Source organism: Clostridium sp. HBUAS56010 (assembly GCF_007115105.1).
GTDB lineage: Bacteria > Bacillota > Clostridia > Lachnospirales > Lachnospiraceae > Lacrimispora.
In genome coordinates, this window is sequence record NZ_SULJ01000013.1 from 80215 (window position 1) to 96162 (window position 15948).

16 protein-coding genes are annotated in these 15948 nt (G+C 39.1%); 4 read left to right on the top strand and 12 right to left on the bottom strand.

The features are described 5' to 3' along the window. Positions 1-3: 3 nt before the first annotated feature. Positions 4-846, top strand: coding sequence for a type II pantothenate kinase (gene coaW / locus FAY33_RS16755; RefSeq protein ID WP_143322380.1), 843 nt, complete (start codon positions 4-6; stop codon positions 844-846). Between the two features lie 110 nt (positions 847-956). On the opposite strand, the gene FAY33_RS16760 is transcribed toward coaW, so the two are convergent. The 3 genes from FAY33_RS16760 to FAY33_RS16770 are packed head-to-tail and all read right to left on the bottom strand — an operon-like array spanning position 957 to position 3207. Further along, positions 957-1463, bottom strand: a complete 507-nt coding sequence (locus FAY33_RS16760) for a DUF4446 family protein (protein ID WP_143322381.1) — start codon at positions 1461-1463, stop codon at positions 957-959. A gap of 23 nt (positions 1464-1486) precedes the next feature. Next, a complete protein-coding gene (locus FAY33_RS16765; RefSeq protein WP_143322382.1) occupies positions 1487-2434 on the bottom strand; it encodes a ParB/RepB/Spo0J family partition protein in 948 nt (315 codons plus the stop codon). A gap of 2 nt (positions 2435-2436) precedes the next feature. Beyond that, on the bottom strand, positions 2437-3207 hold the full coding sequence (locus FAY33_RS16770) for an AAA family ATPase (protein WP_143322383.1): 771 nt from the start codon (positions 3205-3207) through the stop codon (positions 2437-2439). Between the two features lie 227 nt (positions 3208-3434). On the opposite strand from FAY33_RS16770, the gene FAY33_RS16775 reads away from it, so the two are divergent. Beyond that, positions 3435-4385: an alpha/beta fold hydrolase gene (locus FAY33_RS16775; protein WP_143322384.1), complete on the top strand. Its 951-nt coding sequence runs from the start codon at positions 3435-3437 to the stop codon at positions 4383-4385. 90 nt (positions 4386-4475) lie between these two features. Here FAY33_RS16775 and rsmG read toward each other — a convergent pair whose 3' ends face one another. From rsmG to FAY33_RS16820, 9 genes are all read right to left on the bottom strand, one after another. Next, positions 4476-5207 (bottom strand): 16S rRNA (guanine(527)-N(7))-methyltransferase RsmG, encoded by a 732-nt coding sequence (rsmG, locus tag FAY33_RS16780; protein WP_143322385.1) that lies wholly within the window; start codon positions 5205-5207, stop codon positions 4476-4478. Then, positions 5204-7120 carry a tRNA uridine-5-carboxymethylaminomethyl(34) synthesis enzyme MnmG gene (gene mnmG / locus FAY33_RS16785; protein WP_143322386.1) on the bottom strand — a complete coding sequence of 639 codons (1917 nt, stop codon included), beginning with the start codon at positions 7118-7120 and terminating at the stop codon, positions 5204-5206. Before mnmG ends, rsmG begins: the two co-directional genes overlap by 4 nt. A gap of 72 nt (positions 7121-7192) precedes the next feature. Continuing rightward, positions 7193-8572, bottom strand: coding sequence for a tRNA uridine-5-carboxymethylaminomethyl(34) synthesis GTPase MnmE (mnmE, locus tag FAY33_RS16790; RefSeq protein ID WP_143322387.1), 1380 nt, complete (start codon positions 8570-8572; stop codon positions 7193-7195). Positions 8573-8645: 73 nt separating this feature from the next. Beyond that, positions 8646-9311 carry an RNA-binding cell elongation regulator Jag/EloR gene (gene jag, locus FAY33_RS16795; protein WP_143322388.1) on the bottom strand — a complete coding sequence of 222 codons (666 nt, stop codon included), beginning with the start codon at positions 9309-9311 and terminating at the stop codon, positions 8646-8648. 15 nt (positions 9312-9326) lie between these two features. Further along, positions 9327-10610 (bottom strand): YidC/Oxa1 family membrane protein insertase, encoded by a 1284-nt coding sequence (locus tag FAY33_RS16800; protein WP_143322389.1) that lies wholly within the window; start codon positions 10608-10610, stop codon positions 9327-9329. A 19-nt stretch (positions 10611-10629) separates the two neighbouring features. Beyond that, positions 10630-10845, bottom strand: coding sequence for a membrane protein insertion efficiency factor YidD (gene yidD, locus FAY33_RS16805; protein ID WP_143322390.1), 216 nt, complete (start codon positions 10843-10845; stop codon positions 10630-10632). Positions 10846-10849: 4 nt separating this feature from the next. Next, positions 10850-11197, bottom strand: a complete 348-nt coding sequence (gene rnpA, locus FAY33_RS16810) for a ribonuclease P protein component (RefSeq protein WP_143322391.1) — start codon at positions 11195-11197, stop codon at positions 10850-10852. Positions 11198-11269: 72 nt separating this feature from the next. Then, complete coding sequence (rpmH, locus tag FAY33_RS16815; RefSeq protein ID WP_143322392.1) at positions 11270-11404, bottom strand: 50S ribosomal protein L34; 135 nt, start codon at positions 11402-11404, stop codon at positions 11270-11272. Between the two features lie 288 nt (positions 11405-11692). After that, the gene (locus tag FAY33_RS16820; RefSeq protein ID WP_143322393.1) at positions 11693-13060 is read right to left on the bottom strand and encodes an ABC transporter substrate-binding protein; all 1368 of its coding nucleotides are present in this window, start codon (positions 13058-13060) and stop codon (positions 11693-11695) included. 867 nt (positions 13061-13927) lie between these two features. Between FAY33_RS16820 and FAY33_RS16830 the strand changes: the two genes are divergently transcribed. Both FAY33_RS16830 and FAY33_RS16835 read left to right on the top strand, forming a co-directional pair. Then, complete coding sequence (locus FAY33_RS16830; RefSeq protein ID WP_143322395.1) at positions 13928-14260, top strand: hypothetical protein; 333 nt, start codon at positions 13928-13930, stop codon at positions 14258-14260. A 656-nt stretch (positions 14261-14916) separates the two neighbouring features. Continuing rightward, positions 14917-15900: a DUF2628 domain-containing protein gene (locus FAY33_RS16835; RefSeq protein ID WP_143322396.1), complete on the top strand. Its 984-nt coding sequence runs from the start codon at positions 14917-14919 to the stop codon at positions 15898-15900. Positions 15901-15948: the final 48 nt, after the last annotated feature.

Below are 15948 nucleotides of genomic sequence, written 5' to 3' on the forward strand. Positions count from 1 at the left end.
AATATGAAAATTACCATTGGAATTGATCTTGGAGGAAGTACTACAAAAATTGTAGGATTCCAGGATCATAAATTGAAAATACCGACCTTTGTAAAAGCAGATAATCCCATTGCTTCTCTTTTCGGAGCATTGGGAAAATTTATTTATGATAATAATATTCAATTAGAAGAAATAGAAAAAATCATGCTTACAGGCGTTGGCAGTGCTTATGTAGACCAGCCTTTATATGGAATTCCTACTTATAAAGTAGATGAATTTATTTCTAACGGTCTTGGTGGACAGCACTTTACAAAGCTGAACGATCTAATCGTTGTCAGTATGGGAACAGGGACTTCTCTTGTGCAGGTTAATGGAGATAAAATTACGCATACTGGAGGAATTGGCATTGGTGGAGGTACAATTCTGGGTCTTTCCAGTCTCCTGCTAAAAACACAGGACATTTCCCAAATTATGAAACTGGCAAGCAAAGGTGATCTATCGAACATTGACCTGCAGATTCAGGATATCTCTAAGAATGCCCTTCCAGGACTTCCACTCACTGCAACGGCATCCAACTTTGGTAAAGTAAGAAATCTGGTTTCAGATGAAGATATTGCCATTGGAATCATTCATATGGTACTCCAGGTCATTGGAAAATCTGCAATCTTATCCTCTTTAAACAGCAATATTCATGACTTTGTTATGACAGGAAATTTGGTGAAATTTCCTCAATGTAAGGAGATATTCCAATCACTAGAGAGTATGTTTGATGTGCACTTTATCATTCCTGAACAGGCGGAATACAGTACTGCAATCGGTGCAGCACTAGCTGCAGAGCGAAACAGGAACTCAAAACAGATTTTATAATAGAAATAGGAAACCTGTGGAAAAGGCTGGAACAAAGAATCATTCATAAAAATATTCTTTGTTCCAGCCTTTTTGCATATAAAAAAGATGCAGCTCATGCCACATCTCCTTTAGGAATGATACCCCAGTGCCTGTTCCAGAGCATCTTTTTCTTCGCTTCCAAGCAATACTTCCGTCTCTCCACGATCAACTTCTTTGATATACACATAACAGCCTTCTCGACTATGAACTGAATTTATTACAAAACCAGAATTCGTATAATCAAGCAATGCCATTGCAAAACTCAGATTTCCGCCCATTCCTTTAAACGCATTGTATTTAATAAGTCCAAACTTCTGAAAAGCACTTCTGTAATTCTTATTGGTATTCCGAAGAGAATCTTTATTTGCGCGATCTTCTGCTTTTAATTCTGCAATGTCCTCCAATTGCCCCATAATGATTTCTTCCAGAGTCTCCGCATCTTTTCCTCTCATAAAATAGTCATATCTGCGGTATAATTTTCTCATTTGAATCAAACATATGATTACTATAATCATAAGCATTGTGGTAATAGCAGCCAGTCCTATAATTAAATAAGCCGGATCAACCGGAAACTGGCTCAACATGCTGTTGTTCATTCTTTCGTCCTCACTTCCATGTATTACCTTATGGATTCTATTAACTCTACTATTCTTTCCAATTCTGCCTCAGAATAATACTCGATTTCGACTCTTCCTTTATTTTTATCCTTTCGGTTTATACTCACCTTCGTACCCATGGCAGTTTTCATTCGGTCTTCTAATTCACGAAAAATCAGAGTAAGTGTCTCATCCTCTTCATTTTTTTCTTTTGGTTCTTTCTTTTTTGAAAGAGATTTTACCAGTTTTTCAATCTCACGGACACTTAAATTCTCTGCTACAATTTTTCCAGCCAGTTGAAACTGTAATTCCTGGTCTTCTACTGCCAAGAGTGCCCTTGCATGTCCGCCTGTAAGCTGATTTTGGATCAACATCTCCTGAACCCGCTCATCAAGCTTTAATAAACGCATACTATTGGTAATGGTTACCCTGTTTTTTGCAACTCTTGCTGCGATTTCTTCTTGTTTTAAACTGAATTCCTGCATCAGCCTCTGGTATGCCTTTGCCTCTTCAATCGGGTTCAAGTCTTCCCTTTGTACATTCTCGATCAATGCAATCTCCATAGACTGCTGGTCTGTATATTCTCTTATGACAACGGGAACTTCTTTTAAACCGGCAAGTTTTGCGGCTCTCCATCTTCGTTCTCCTGCAATAATTTCATATGTACTTCCCTTTTTCTGCACCAAAAGAGGCTGCAGCACCCCATATTCTTTCATGGACTCAGCCAATTCAATAAGAGATTCTTCCTTGAATTCAACTCTTGGCTGATTGTGATTCGGTTCAATAGAAGACAATTTCAAAAAAAGTTCTTTTCCCACTGTAAGATCCTGTGCTTTTTCCTTTTCTTCCTGTCTTTCAGCAGCACTTTGCCTTAAATGATTCTTTGTCTCCTGCTCCTCTGCTGCTGACTCCATTACCTCATCTCCAAAAATTGCTCCAAGACCTTTCCCTAAACCTGTTCTCTTTGCCATGTCTATATATCTTCTCCTCTGCTTATTACCTCAGCCGCCAATAATCGGTAGCTCTCCGCTCCTGCTGACCTGGAATCATATAGATTAATGGGCATTCCATGGCTTGGAGCCTCTGCCAATCTGACATTTCTGGGTATAATGGTTTTATAGATGTTCTGGTTTAAATTATTCTTTACGCTTTCCACAACTTCCAGAGAAAGATTTGTCCTTGCATCATACATGGTAAAGACAACTCCTTCCATTTCCAGAGAAGGATTTAACTTCTTTTTTACCAGACTAACCGTTTTCAACACCTGGCTTAGTCCTTCTAACGCATAATATTCACATTGAATGGGTACTAATACGGTGTTTGCAGCCGTCAGTGCATTGATTGTCAATAGATTTAATGACGGTGGACAATCTATGATAATAAAATCATAGTCCTTCTTGATCTTTTCAAGATATGTTTTAAGGAGAGTTTCTTTGTTCTCAATTTCCAATAATTCAATCTCTGCACCTGCTAATTCCACATTAGAAGGAAGCAAATCCAGATTTTCTTGCACATTGGTAATCAAACATTCTTCAATATTACACTCTCCCACCAGTAAGTCATAGACAGTTCGTTCAACACTGCCTTTTTCAATACCCAGACCACTGGTTTCGTTTCCCTGTGGATCAAAGTCCACGGATAATACCCGTTGTCCTGCTTCTGCGAGACAAGCAGATAAATTAATGGCAGTCGTCGTTTTACCGACTCCGCCCTTCTGGTTTGCTATTGCAATGATTCTTCCCATTATCTTTTCTCCTGTTACAACTTCCGGAAATTGCAGTTCAAATTAGAGTATAGCATATTTTATTTTTTTTTCCTATGGTTTCCTGTAAAAAAATCCATAATTTATAAAAAATTGTTTCACGTGAAACATTTTACCAAGTTTAAGAATAAATTAATATGTTTCCCGTTGTAAGTCTATATTGATTATATTATAATAAGAAAAGATGAATTTATCGCAGGAGGGAAATCATGAAAACAAAGAACAAACTATTGACTCTTCTTATTTTATCAGCCAGTGCTGCCACTGCTACTGCTGTTATGAATAAATGTATTAAACTAACAGCCACCTCCAAGAATTTATTGTCTGATACAAAAGCTCATTGTTTTAAATGGCGTTTCGGCAATATCCATTATACAAAAACCGGATCTGGAAAACCTCTTTTACTGATTCACGATTTGTCTGCTTATGCCAGTGGAAACGAATGGAATCAGATGGTTGGTTCTCTAAAAGACCATTATACCGTATATACCATTGATTTATTGGGATGTGGACGATCTGAAAAACCTGATCTGACTTATACAAATTACCTTTATGTACAGATGATTTCTGACTTTATAAAGTCAGAGATCGGTCACCGAACCAATGTAATTGCATCGGGAGCATCTTCATCTCTGGCAGTTATGGCATGTAACAATGCTACGGAATTATTTGATCAGATTATGCTGATTAATCCTGATACTCTTTTAACATGCAGCCAGATCCCGAACAAGCATGGAAAGGTTTATAAGTTCATATTGGATCTTCCAATTATTGGTACTCTTCTTTACCATATTGCAAGCAGCAAACAAGCGATCAAAGAAGCCTTTGCAACACAACTTTTCTCAAATCCATATACAGTAAAAACTTCTTACATTGATGCTTGCTATGAATCCGCACACTTAGGAGACTCGCCTAAATCCTTATATGCCAGTGTGAAATGCAATTATACTAAATGCAATATTGTAAATGGCCTAAAGAAAATCAATAATAGTATTTATATTGTTGGCGGACAAGATATGGAAGACAGCAATTATTTGATTTCAGAGTATCAACGCTGTAATCCAGCCATTGAAAGTTCTATCATTAGTCATTCCAAATATTTTCCACAATTGGAAAATCCTACAGAACTACTCCATACGATTCAGATGTTTTTTCTATAATTATATTGTTAATACAAAAAATGTTTCACGTGAAACATTCCTGGTTTCTTAGTTCAATTCCAACCGGATGATGTTTCACGTGAAACATTTCTATTTTAAAGGCTCTTTGGATGGTAATCCAGCTTTTCTTGGATATCGTTTCGATATCTCAGTATTCTTACGAATAATCACCAGGGAACGTTCTGCTTCTGTTCCTGGAAGTAAAAACGTTTCTACTCGTTCAACTTTACCTCCCAATAAAAACACAGCATGTTTGCCAGCGACTAACTCTTCTTCAATCTTTCCTGATTTATAAGGAATAAATGCTCCCCCAACTTTCACAAAAGGCATACAGTATTCCGATAGTGTGCTAAGATTAGCAACTGCTCTGGATACGCATAAGTCGTATTGTTCTCGATATATAGGATTTCTTCCCATATCTTCTGCTCTGTCATGAATGGCCTCTATCTTATCCAGATTTAACTGACCGATAACTTCATTCAAAAACTTAATTCGTTTATTCAAAGAATCCATTAAAGTAATATCCAATTCAGGGAAAACAATCTTTAATGGAATTCCAGGAAAGCCAGCTCCTGTTCCCACATCTATAATTCGGTACGGCTGTTGCCCCAGGTCGCCAACCGCCCGAATCAAAGATAAACTATCTACAAAATGTTTTGTAACAACCTCTTCCAACTCAGTAATTGCAGTCAGATTCATCACTTTATTCCATTCTGTTAATAACTCATAATACTTATAAAATTGATTAAGCTGATCCTCTTCCAAATGGAGGGATAATAAACTTAATTCTTTGATAAACTGTTCTTTAAACTTATCTATCATATCTGACGATCCTCTTCTTTCCGTTCCTGACTTCTCTGATAACGAAGCTGCTCCAAATAAACCAGTAAAACAGATATATCTGCCGGAGAAACCCCTGAGATTCTGGATGCCTGGCCAATGGACATTGGTTTGTATAAATTCAGTTTTTGAACCGCTTCTTTACGCAATCCTTTCACTGTTTCATAATCAAAAGTAACATCCAGTTTTTTATTTTCCAATTTTTTATACTGAGATACCTGTTGCTTTTGTCTTCGAATATAACCATCATACTTGATATTAATATCTACCTGCTGAATTACATCCCATGGGAGCATAGAACGGTCTTTATCAATTTTAGTTAACATAATGTAATTTAGCTCCGGACGCCTCACCAGCTCTGCTAAGGTTGCACCTGTTTTTAACGGTGTACTGTTATTCTCTTCTAAAAACTGCTGCACTTCCTTAGAAGCACCTATATTGGTGGATTCCAGCCGCTTCATCTCATTTTCAATAGACTGCTCTTTTATAAGAAGATTCTGATACTGTTCTTCGCCAATCAGGCCAATTTCATGTCCTATTTTCATTAAACGCTGGTCCGCATTGTCCTGGCGTAAAAGAAGGCGGTATTCCGCTCTGGAAGTCATCATCCGGTATGGTTCATGATTCTCCTTCGTAACAAGATCGTCAATCAACACACCAATATAAGCCTGGGAACGATCCAGAACAACTGGTTCTCTTCCTAAAAGTTTCATAGAAGCATTGACTCCTGCCATAAAGCCCTGAACTGCCGCTTCTTCATAACCAGAGCTTCCGTTAAACTGGCCGCCGCTGAACAAGCCGCTGACTGCCTTAAATTCAAGCGTTGCATGAAGCTGATGAGCATTAATACAGTCATACTCAATTGCATAGGCATTGCGGACAATTTTCACATTCTCAAGTCCTGGGACCGTGCGATACATGGCATACTGAACATCCTCAGGCAAGGAACTTGACATACCTCCAAGATACATCTCATTGGTGTACAGCCCCTCAGGCTCAACAAATACCTGATGACGGTCCTTATCAGGGAATTTTACCACCTTATCCTCAATAGATGGGCAATACCTGGGTCCCGTTCCCTCAATGGCTCCGGAATAAAGGGGAGAACGGTCTAAATTGTCTCTTATAATCCCGTGTGTCTTCTCATTGGTATACGTCAGCCAGCAGGACGCCTGTTCCTTCTGGATGGATTCCGGATCAGTAGAGAAGGAAAATGGAACAATTCTCTTATCCCCGAACTGCTCTTCCATCTTGGAAAAATCTATACTCCGTTTATCCACCCTTGCAGGGGTACCGGTCTTAAAACGAACCATTTCAATTCCATTGGCTTTTAAAGAATCCGTCAGATGATTTGCCGGCTTTAATCCATTTGGACCTGTATATTCGCTTACATCACCGTAAATACATCTTGCTTTTAAATAAGTCCCCGTCGCCAGTACAACCGCTTTAGAACGATAAACAGCCCCTGAAAAAGTTTTAACTCCTGCAATCGCTCCATTTTCTGTGATAATCTCCGTAACTTCTGCCTGCCTTATGGTCAGATGATCCGTCTGCTCCAGAGTCCTTCGCATGGTTCTGGAATATTCCTGTTTATCCGCCTGGGCACGAAGAGAATGAACTGCCGGACCTTTGGACTGATTCAGCATTTTAGACTGAATAAACGTTTTATCAATAACTTTTCCCATCTCGCCACCAAGCGCATCCAGTTCCCGTACCAGATGACCTTTTGAGCTTCCTCCAATATTCGGATTACAGGGCATAAGCGCAATACTATCCACACTCACCGTAAAGACAATGGTTTCAAGACCAAGCCTTGCACAGACAAGAGCCGCTTCACAGCCTGCGTGACCGGCACCTACAACCACAACATCATATGACTCCTCTAAATACTCCATTTTATTCTCCCTTCTTCTTTCGTGCCCTGCCGGACATAAAGGTGTGCCTGCCGCACATGTTATCTCAAATCGTTATTTTCCCATACAGAATTTGCTGAATATCTCATTAACCAGGTCATCCCCTACAGCCTCTCCCAAAATGGTTCCCAGATGTTCATAGGCGTCCATTAAGTCAATGGAGTAGAAATCTTCCGGCATTCCATCCAAAACGCTCTGTTCCACCATGGAAAGGCTGCGCTGCGCTTCAGACAGCGCATTCTTATGTCTTACATTCGTAATATAAACCTCATCATTAAAATCCAGCTTTCCACTATAAAACATGGACTGAATCTCCTCTTCCACTTCCCGGATTCCGGTCCCTTCCTTTGCAGAAATAAAGATCACTGGATGGTCGGTCCGCTCTTTTAATGCCTCTGCCTCTGCCACTGCATCCAGATCTGTTTTGTTCACAAGAATAATTGCTTTTCTTCCATCAATAAATCTTAGAATCTCTTCGTCATTCTCATCAAGATGACGGGAACCATCCACCACATAGATAATCAGATCTGCGCCTTCTGCTGCTGCTTTTGCCTTTTCCACACCAATCTTTTCCACCACATCCTCGGTATCCCGGATTCCTGCGGTATCAATGATATTAAGGCTCAGACCTTCTAACCGGATCTGCTCCCGCAGCGTGTCCCTTGTTGTTCCAGCAATATCTGTAACAATCGCCCGTTCTTCTCCCAGTAAAACATTTAAAAGAGAAGACTTACCCGCATTGGGTTTTCCCACAATCACCGTCTCAATTCCTTCGGATAAAACTCTTCCATTATCCGCCGAACGAAGCAGTTCCTTAAGCTGAGACTTTAAAGGAACAATTGCCTGTAACAGACGTTTGCTATAACCATCCAGAGAAATATGCTCCGGATCATCAAGCGCAGATTCTATAAAGGCAATATGGTATATAATCTTCTCTCTCATCTCCTTAACATGCTTTGATAAGGAACCTTCCAACTGGCTGACTGAGGATTTTAAGGCATAATCATTTTTTGCATTAATCACATCAATAACCGCCTCAGCCTGAGACAGGTCTACCCTTCCATTTAAAAAAGCCCGTTTTGTAAATTCTCCCGGTTCAGCCGGTCTTGCTCCATATTTTAATACTGTTTCCAGTATTCTTTTCGTTACTAACACGCCTCCATGACAGTCAATCTCAACCGTATCCTCTGCCGTATAACTTCTAGGACCTCTCATAAGAAGCACTAAAACCTCATCCACAATCTCTTCTCCATCATAAATATATCCATAATGGATTGTATGGGATTGCTGGGTGGAAAGCTTCTTCTCGGACTTTCCTTTTCCTCTAAATATCTGATCTATAATTTGAAAGGACTCTTCCCCACTGATTCTCACAATTCCAATACCGGAACTTGACATGGCTGTGGCGATTGCCGCAATTGTATTCATCTTCATTTTAATCCCCTTTTTTATAAGGAAAAGGGGGTGAGGTGCCTTCCGACAGCCCCAACCCCTCATTGTTGTTTGACTATTTAACTTTTTCCAGGTTCCGTTCTTTTCTCGAAAACTCTTTTTTTAAAGAAATCACAACGTGTCTGAAAGGTTCTTCCCCTTCACTTCTTGTTATGATTGACTTATCGCTCTGGAGCGCAGAGTGAATGATCCTTCTTTCATAAGGATTCATCGGCTCCAGAGATACGGAACGTTTGGTTCTTTTAACCTTATAAGCAATATTCTTTGACAATGTCTCCAGTGTCACTTTTCTACGCTCTCTGTAATTCTCTGTGTCCATCTTTACACGAATATATTCTTCACTTTCTCTATTAACAACAAGGCTTACCAGATACTGGAGAGAATCCAGTGTCTGTCCTCTTTTACCAATCAGAATGCCCATCTCAGTTCCTGACATAACGATGGAAAGTTCTCTGTCTGCTTCATGAAAAGAGATATCCATATGAACACTTAAATTCATAGAATGAAATACTTCCGATAAAAAAGCTTCCGCTTTATCTTCCAAAGTCTCTTTCTTCTTCACACGGATGACAGCCGGCTTTTGGCCGATAAATCCCAGAATACCATTACTGCCTTTCTCAACAATTTCATATTCCAGCTTATCACTGGTTGTCTCTAATTCGATTAATGCCTTTGTAATCGCCTCATCAACGGTTTTTGCTGAAACTGTAATCATATCCATAGGTCACCCCTCCTGTTATTTTTGCTTTTCGTTGTACTTTTGAACCATCCTTGCCTTTGCAGAAATGCTGTTTGGATTGGAACTGCCGTTTTTATAATAATCACTGGAAGCCTTTACCTGCTCCCTGGTCTTTTCCAGCTTTGCATTCATATCAGCATCATCTTTTTCTGCAGACACCTGAAGATTCTTTAAATTAGCAGTTGCGTTTTGTGAAACACGCTGAGGAGGAAGTCCCTTCTTTGCACGCTTTTTATTCGCTTTTTCTACATTCTTTTTAATCATCTCATCCATGTCAATGCCAGATAAATAGCGGTTAACTGCTAACTGCTGGATAATCTGGAACACACTTGATGCAATCCAGTAGATACCGATACCAGAAGGAAAGGTGAAACAAAAGAAAACAGACATCAGCGGCATAACTGTATTCATCATCTTCATGGACTGAGCCATGGTATTGTTCTCATCTCCTGCTTTGGGAACCTGGCTCTGATTCACTGTCATCAGCTTTGCACTAAACCACTGGCTGGCACCAGCCAGTACAGGAATTAAAATAGCAAGACTGAAATGAAATCCGCCGCCTGCCGGTAAAATAACACTGGAAGGGGTGGAAGCAAGATTGATACCCAAAAATGAATTCATGTGGGAAATCTGTTCTGCATTGACTGCAATTACCTCTTTAATAGTAGGAAATAGATCCTGAAGCTGTCCCCACTGTGTAGGGTTTAACTGATACAGAAAGTCTACCATACCATTGTTGGTGGACATATCGTGAACTCTTGCAATATTAATCTTATTATCTGTAGCAAACTGTTTTAACGTCTCCACATGGTTAACGTTTAATGAACCAATGGCTCCTACTACATTTTCAAATACTCTCTTTACACTTGGCACATACGCAGGAATCTGGTAAATAACCTGGTAAAGGGAAAACAAAATAGGCATCTGAATTACCAACTGAAGACATCCGCCTGTCATGGATGTTCCATACTTTTCATAGACAGCCTGAATCTCTACGTTCTGTTTACGCATAGAATCCTGATCTGTCTTTCCTTTATACTTTGCCTGAACGGCTGAAATTTCCGGCTGCATAACGCTCATCAGCTTTGAAGATTTCTGCTGTTTCAACGTCAGAGGGAACATAAGAAGCTTTGTTACAAGGGTAAATAAAATAATACACAAACCAATATTCTGAATTCCAAAGATGCTGGTCAGCTGAAACAGCCAATCCATAATAACACCCAGAACAGTTGCAAACGGGCCCAGAATGCCCCCAACCTTAGTCAGTACTAAGAATTCCAATGAACTACCTCCTCATCTGTTACGGAACTGGATCATAACCGCCTTTTGCAAAAGGATTGCAGCGAAGAATCCTCAGGCAAGCCAAAAATGTACCTTTAAACACCCCATACTTATTAAGTGCCTCAATGGCGTATTGAGAACACGTAGGAGTGTATATGCAGTGAGTTCTTATTTTAAGAGGGGACAAAAACTTCTGATATCCCCTGATCAACAGGATCATGATTTTTTTTACCATAAGATCACTTCGATTCTTTTTTTATAATGTTATGAAGTCCGCACAAGTGCAGATATGCACTTTCGATTGTTTTGTAATTTTCTTCTTTTGCCGCTGTTCTTACAACGACCACGATGTCTAACCCTGTCTCTACCATGTCTTCATGAAGCCTGAAGCTTTCTCTGATTAATCTGGTTAAATGATGCCTTATAACGCTGTTTCCTACCTTCTTGCTTACGGAGATACCAATTCTCGTCTCCGGCCTGTCCGTTTTTTTTACATACATCACAAGAAGTCTGTTGGCAAAGGACTTTCCAGTCTGATAAACTGCCTGAAAATCTCTGCTTTTCTTAATTGAATTAAAATGTTTCATCTTCAACTTTCCTTTCCCGTTCATCTGGAATTTGAGAAAAGAAAAGGCCACAATTACTTGCGGCCTGGTCCATTAAGCTGATAATTTTGCTCTTCCTTTTGCTCTTCTGGCAGCTAAAACTCTTCTTCCGCCTGGAGTGCTCATTCTGGCTCTGAAACCATGAACTTTAGATCTCTGTCTCTTTTTTGGCTGAAACGTCATTTTCATAATGTACGGACACCTCCTCTTGTTACAATAGCTTATCATAGGCAATATGATGAAACATATTGAGACTATTTTAGTTAAACATCGTTTCAATTATATAGAACAATGATTGGTTCGTCAAGGGAAACTTGCAAATTTCCTTGTATTTATGGGGATTTTAACACTGTCTGAAACCCTTATTCTTCCACTCGCTCCAAAGGCATCCAGTTTTTATGGACAAAAGATACTGATTTTTATATTTTCTAAAATTGGTTGAGGTGTCAAAACCTCAACCAAATAATAAATTTTTTCTTATCTTTTAAGCTCCTTATTTAAGCCCTCCAATACCATTTCCGCACAGGATATAGAATCACCCTCTCCATAGCTGGAAAGCTGGAGAGCATTAAAGAAAGTACCATCTGCCCCTGTAAAGGAACTTCTTTCAAAGGTGGCATCCATTTGTAACTTGCTCCATTCTATGGCTTTTGCATTGGCCTCTGCTGTCTGGCTTTTACTTAAATCCAGCAGGGAAAGTCCTGTTTTATTGGCAGGAACGCCTCTCGTATCACCCAAACTTTCCACACCGTCCTTTTCAGCTGCCAAAAACTGAATCAGGGCTGCGGCCTCTGCAGGATGCTCTGTAGTTGCACTAATTCCAAAAGCTTGGTTGACTTTGATGAAGCCACCGTGGTAATCTCCCATATTCACATAATCTCCAATAATAAACTCCCCATTTTCAACAGCCTCTGCATGCTTTACCACAGATGTATCATAAAGAAAGATTCCTGCATAATGCCCATTCATCCAGTTTATATTGGTATCAATTAAGTCAGCTCCGTCTCCTGCTACTTTTTGGAGCGTGGGAATAACATGATTGTATTCCAGATTCTTTAAGAAATCAAAGCCTTCTGCTATTTCTTCCTGTGTATACTGTGAAACTCCATTTTTCACCCAATCCTTGCCATATTTGCACTGAAGGTAATATACCATTAGAAAAGAGCGATCCAGTTCCTTTGTGACGAGAGGATAATAAGAAGGATCATAAGCTTCAAAGTCCTTGCCTGCGGACAGAAGTTCATCTAGTGTAGTAGGAATTTTAACCCCTATCTGATCAAACGTCGTCTTGTTCCAGCAGAATACTCTTCCAGTCATACTGATAGGAACAGCATTTAGTTTCCCATTAATGGTAAAAACCTCCTTATCTTTGTCTTCATAGTTGCTTAAATCCAGAATTCCAGAGACTTTATTCAGATCATAAAAGTTATCTCCGTTGGGAGAATAAGTGGGAACCCAACTCCAATCCAGCTGCATCACATCTGCCGCATTTCCTGATTTAATACTTAAAGCTACTTTTTCCTCATGACCGTTGAAAGCCTCGTATTCCGGCTGAACCGTTATATTGGGATATTTCTCTTGAAATTTCTTAATGGCCGCAAGAGTTGCCTGATGTCTGGAATCCCCACCCCACCAGTTCATGCGCAAGGTGATGGCGTCCTTAGTATTAACCTCTAGCTTTGCGGCTGTCTTTGACGTTTGTTCGGCTTCTTCGCCAGTTTTAAGTTGGGATTGATATGTAGTAGTTGATGCAGAATTCTCTTTTTTTGGTGTGGGCATGCAGCCCGTTACGGTTCCAGCAAGAACCGCCGCCATTGTCAGAAAAAATATTCTTTTAAGTTTCATTTTAAAAAACCTCCCTTTGTATAATAAAATTAAATTACCAAATCAAAAAATACCTTCGTTTAGATTGCATCACATCACCCAACCAGTTAAGCGGCTCTGTACAAAACCTGGCGGAAATCATATAATTTAAACCTCTTACCCTTTTAGTTTCTTCCCTTTATGCAAGGATATCCAGCATTATCAAGTCCAATTATCCCACTTCCACAACCTGTTTGCTCTGGAAATCGGGATTGCGGATTCTCCAGTACAGGGTATATCGCCACTGACTTACCCATATCGCCTGTGGTATCCTTAAAAGACCACGACAGGGGAATGGGGTTAAAATTGTTTATGTTGTCCTGAAAATCAAAAATATTTTTCACATGCCCATCCGTTGTACATTCATTTTAACTCGCTGTTTACAACAAGTATATGATTTTCTTTTGGTTTGGACAATTGACACATTGAACCAGAAAACGCATGCGTAATTTATGTATTATACATGCGTTTCATATTTTAACGTATTCTTTTCACTTTTCTTTAATTCATTTAAATTTAATTGCATAATGCAAGTATACATCGCTCTACTTTTCATCAAACGGTTATGTATCCAGAGAAAGAAAAGATTATTCTTGTAATGGATAATCTAAACACCCACAAGGTTTCTTCGTTGCACAAGGCATTTCCACCTGAGGAAGCTTGGGGTATCATCAAAAAGTCAGAAATACATTACACCCCAAAACATGGGATCTGGCTTGACATTGCTGAAATTGAATTAAATTTTATGACTCGGCAGTGTCTGTCCAGAAGAATCGAAGATATTGAGCTATTGCGCAAAGAATCATCTGCCTAGGAAAAAGAACGTAACAATAGCAATGCAAAAGTGGATTGGCAGTTTACAACAAGAGATGTCAGAACCAAACGAAAGATAATAAAGGCTATGATGGAAACATTGTTGAAACTGTTGGTGAAAATGGTGACAGCCTAATTACTGATACCGGTTATGCAAAAAACAGCCACAGTGACAGTCAGTTTTGTAAGGAATGCCTTAGTAAAAAGGATAGTTCGTCAGCACCTGAAACAATGATTACCAATGGTGCATATGGTGGAGAAGAAAATCAGGAACTGGCAAATAGCTGCAATACAAAGCTTGTAACGACAGCACTTATTGGGAAAGATACAAATCCTATTTTCCTAAAACAGGTGTATGCCGTACACTAATCAAAAAAGAATACTGTGATAACTGTCCCCACAAAGATGAGTGTAAAGGCAAACCGCAAAAAAACATTATGCAGTTCATGTGTCGCAAACAATGAAATCTCGTGCATCCTACTTGAAAGAAATGACATCTGAACAATTTATTACACTTGCAAGGATGCGAAACGCAGTAGAAGGAATACCTTCTGTATTAAGAAGAAAATTCCACATAGATGATATTCCAACATATGGGCTCTTAAGAACTAGACAATTCTTTCTGTTAAAAATTGGCGCATGTAATTTCAAGAAGCTGCTAAGGCATAATCGAATGGGTGGGGTGGAGTCTGCCCTAAATCTAAAACAGCATAAAAATATGGGATGATACGGCGCTGATTTACTGTATATAGCTTAAAATGTTCAAAAATAAAAAATAACCTGATGTTAAAATGGTAGAACTGTTTTTATTTGATGTTTTGACACCCCAACCAAAATTAACATATAAAAGCTATATTTCTAGCAACTGAATAATCAACTTTTATGTTTATTCATAAATAATCCTCATCTATCCAGCCCTCCTCTTAACCAGTTTTTACATGTAACCCGTTATTTTTTACATGATACGACATTTTTCCAAAATCCCCTGTATAATAAGAATAAAATAAAAAAGGAGCTTCCCCCTCATGGAAAATCAGCAAACAGACCCAAACACTTGGGCCATACAGACCTTTGTGGGTCCTAATTACGAATACTACAAATATCAATGGGCAAATAGAACCCCAGACCGTTCATTTACCACCTTTAACTGGGTCGCATTTTTCTTTCCCTTTTATTGGCTTGTTTATCGTAAAATGTATTTTTATGCCTTTGTGTTCTCCCTAATTTATTTTTTCTCAGTTATACTTTCAATTTTCATTCCTTTTGTGATGTTATTTTTAAATATCTTCTCAGGAATTTACGCCAATTACATCTATTTAAAGCGATGTCATAATGTCCTAATACGCGCAAGTGGAATGCCAAAAGAAAAAGCAGAAGTTTTCTTTAAAAGACATGGCCACACAAGCAGTGCCGCACTTATCATATCAATTGTTGCCACAGTACTACTGATTTCAATGTTTTTTTTAGCAATTATAATTGGTTTAAACCTTGATGAAACCTCTGGTTCCGTAACCCTTGAGCAATCCCAGTCTGAACAAGAGATTCAAGTAGAATCCACCTCAGTATTCCAGACATATGACGGTGTAATAACAAGTGAAGTCTCCAGCGATTTCCAGGTTTCCGATTATAATAATACCTATCATGATTTGGAACTGTCGGCAAATGACGATTCCGCTTTAATAACTTTGGACCTTTACCCGATGGAAGACCTCAATGAATCCCTAACAGAAAAAGACATTATAGATCTGGTCGTCACAAACTTTAACAATACCTATTTTACAACTCCTATTGTTGACCGGGAACTTCCTCCGCTTGATAGTCAGGTTTTCCAGGCGCTCTATTCCTATAATTCAGACGACTATATTTATTACCTCCACCTGTGCTGTAAAAAAGTAGACAACTATTATGTACTTTCTACTCTATTTGTCTCTCCCAGCCAATGGGATTCCTATAAAACAGATAATGCTGATATTATTTCCAATGCCAGACTAACGGTCAATGACCTCTGATACCTGAAATTATAGATAATAATCATAAATACATATTTCTCTCAGCCA

Excerpts from the sequence above, each read along its gene's own strand:
- rsmG (WP_143322385.1), bottom strand. The coding sequence starts at position 5,207 with ATGATAGATAAGTTTAAAGAACAGTTTATCAAAGAATTAAGTTTATTA.
- FAY33_RS16770 (WP_143322383.1), bottom strand. The coding sequence starts at position 3,207 with ATGGGAAGAATCATTGCAATAGCAAACCAGAAGGGCGGAGTCGGTAAA.
- coaW (WP_143322380.1), top strand. The coding sequence starts at position 4 with ATGAAAATTACCATTGGAATTGATCTTGGAGGAAGTACTACAAAAATT.
- mnmE (WP_143322387.1), bottom strand. The coding sequence starts at position 8,572 with ATGAAGATGAATACAATTGCGGCAATCGCCACAGCCATGTCAAGTTCC.
- FAY33_RS16760 (WP_143322381.1), bottom strand. The coding sequence starts at position 1,463 with ATGAACAACAGCATGTTGAGCCAGTTTCCGGTTGATCCGGCTTATTTA.
- mnmG (WP_143322386.1), bottom strand. The coding sequence starts at position 7,120 with ATGGAGTATTTAGAGGAGTCATATGATGTTGTGGTTGTAGGTGCCGGT.
- FAY33_RS16835 (WP_143322396.1), top strand. The coding sequence starts at position 14,917 with ATGGAAAATCAGCAAACAGACCCAAACACTTGGGCCATACAGACCTTT.
- FAY33_RS16765 (WP_143322382.1), bottom strand. The coding sequence starts at position 2,434 with ATGGCAAAGAGAACAGGTTTAGGGAAAGGTCTTGGAGCAATTTTTGGA.
- FAY33_RS16820 (WP_143322393.1), bottom strand. The coding sequence starts at position 13,060 with ATGAAACTTAAAAGAATATTTTTTCTGACAATGGCGGCGGTTCTTGCT.
- rpmH (WP_143322392.1), bottom strand. The coding sequence starts at position 11,404 with ATGAAAATGACGTTTCAGCCAAAAAAGAGACAGAGATCTAAAGTTCAT.
- rnpA (WP_143322391.1), bottom strand. The coding sequence starts at position 11,197 with ATGAAACATTTTAATTCAATTAAGAAAAGCAGAGATTTTCAGGCAGTT.
- yidD (WP_143322390.1), bottom strand. The coding sequence starts at position 10,845 with ATGGTAAAAAAAATCATGATCCTGTTGATCAGGGGATATCAGAAGTTT.
- FAY33_RS16775 (WP_143322384.1), top strand. The coding sequence starts at position 3,435 with ATGAAAACAAAGAACAAACTATTGACTCTTCTTATTTTATCAGCCAGT.
- jag (WP_143322388.1), bottom strand. The coding sequence starts at position 9,311 with ATGGATATGATTACAGTTTCAGCAAAAACCGTTGATGAGGCGATTACA.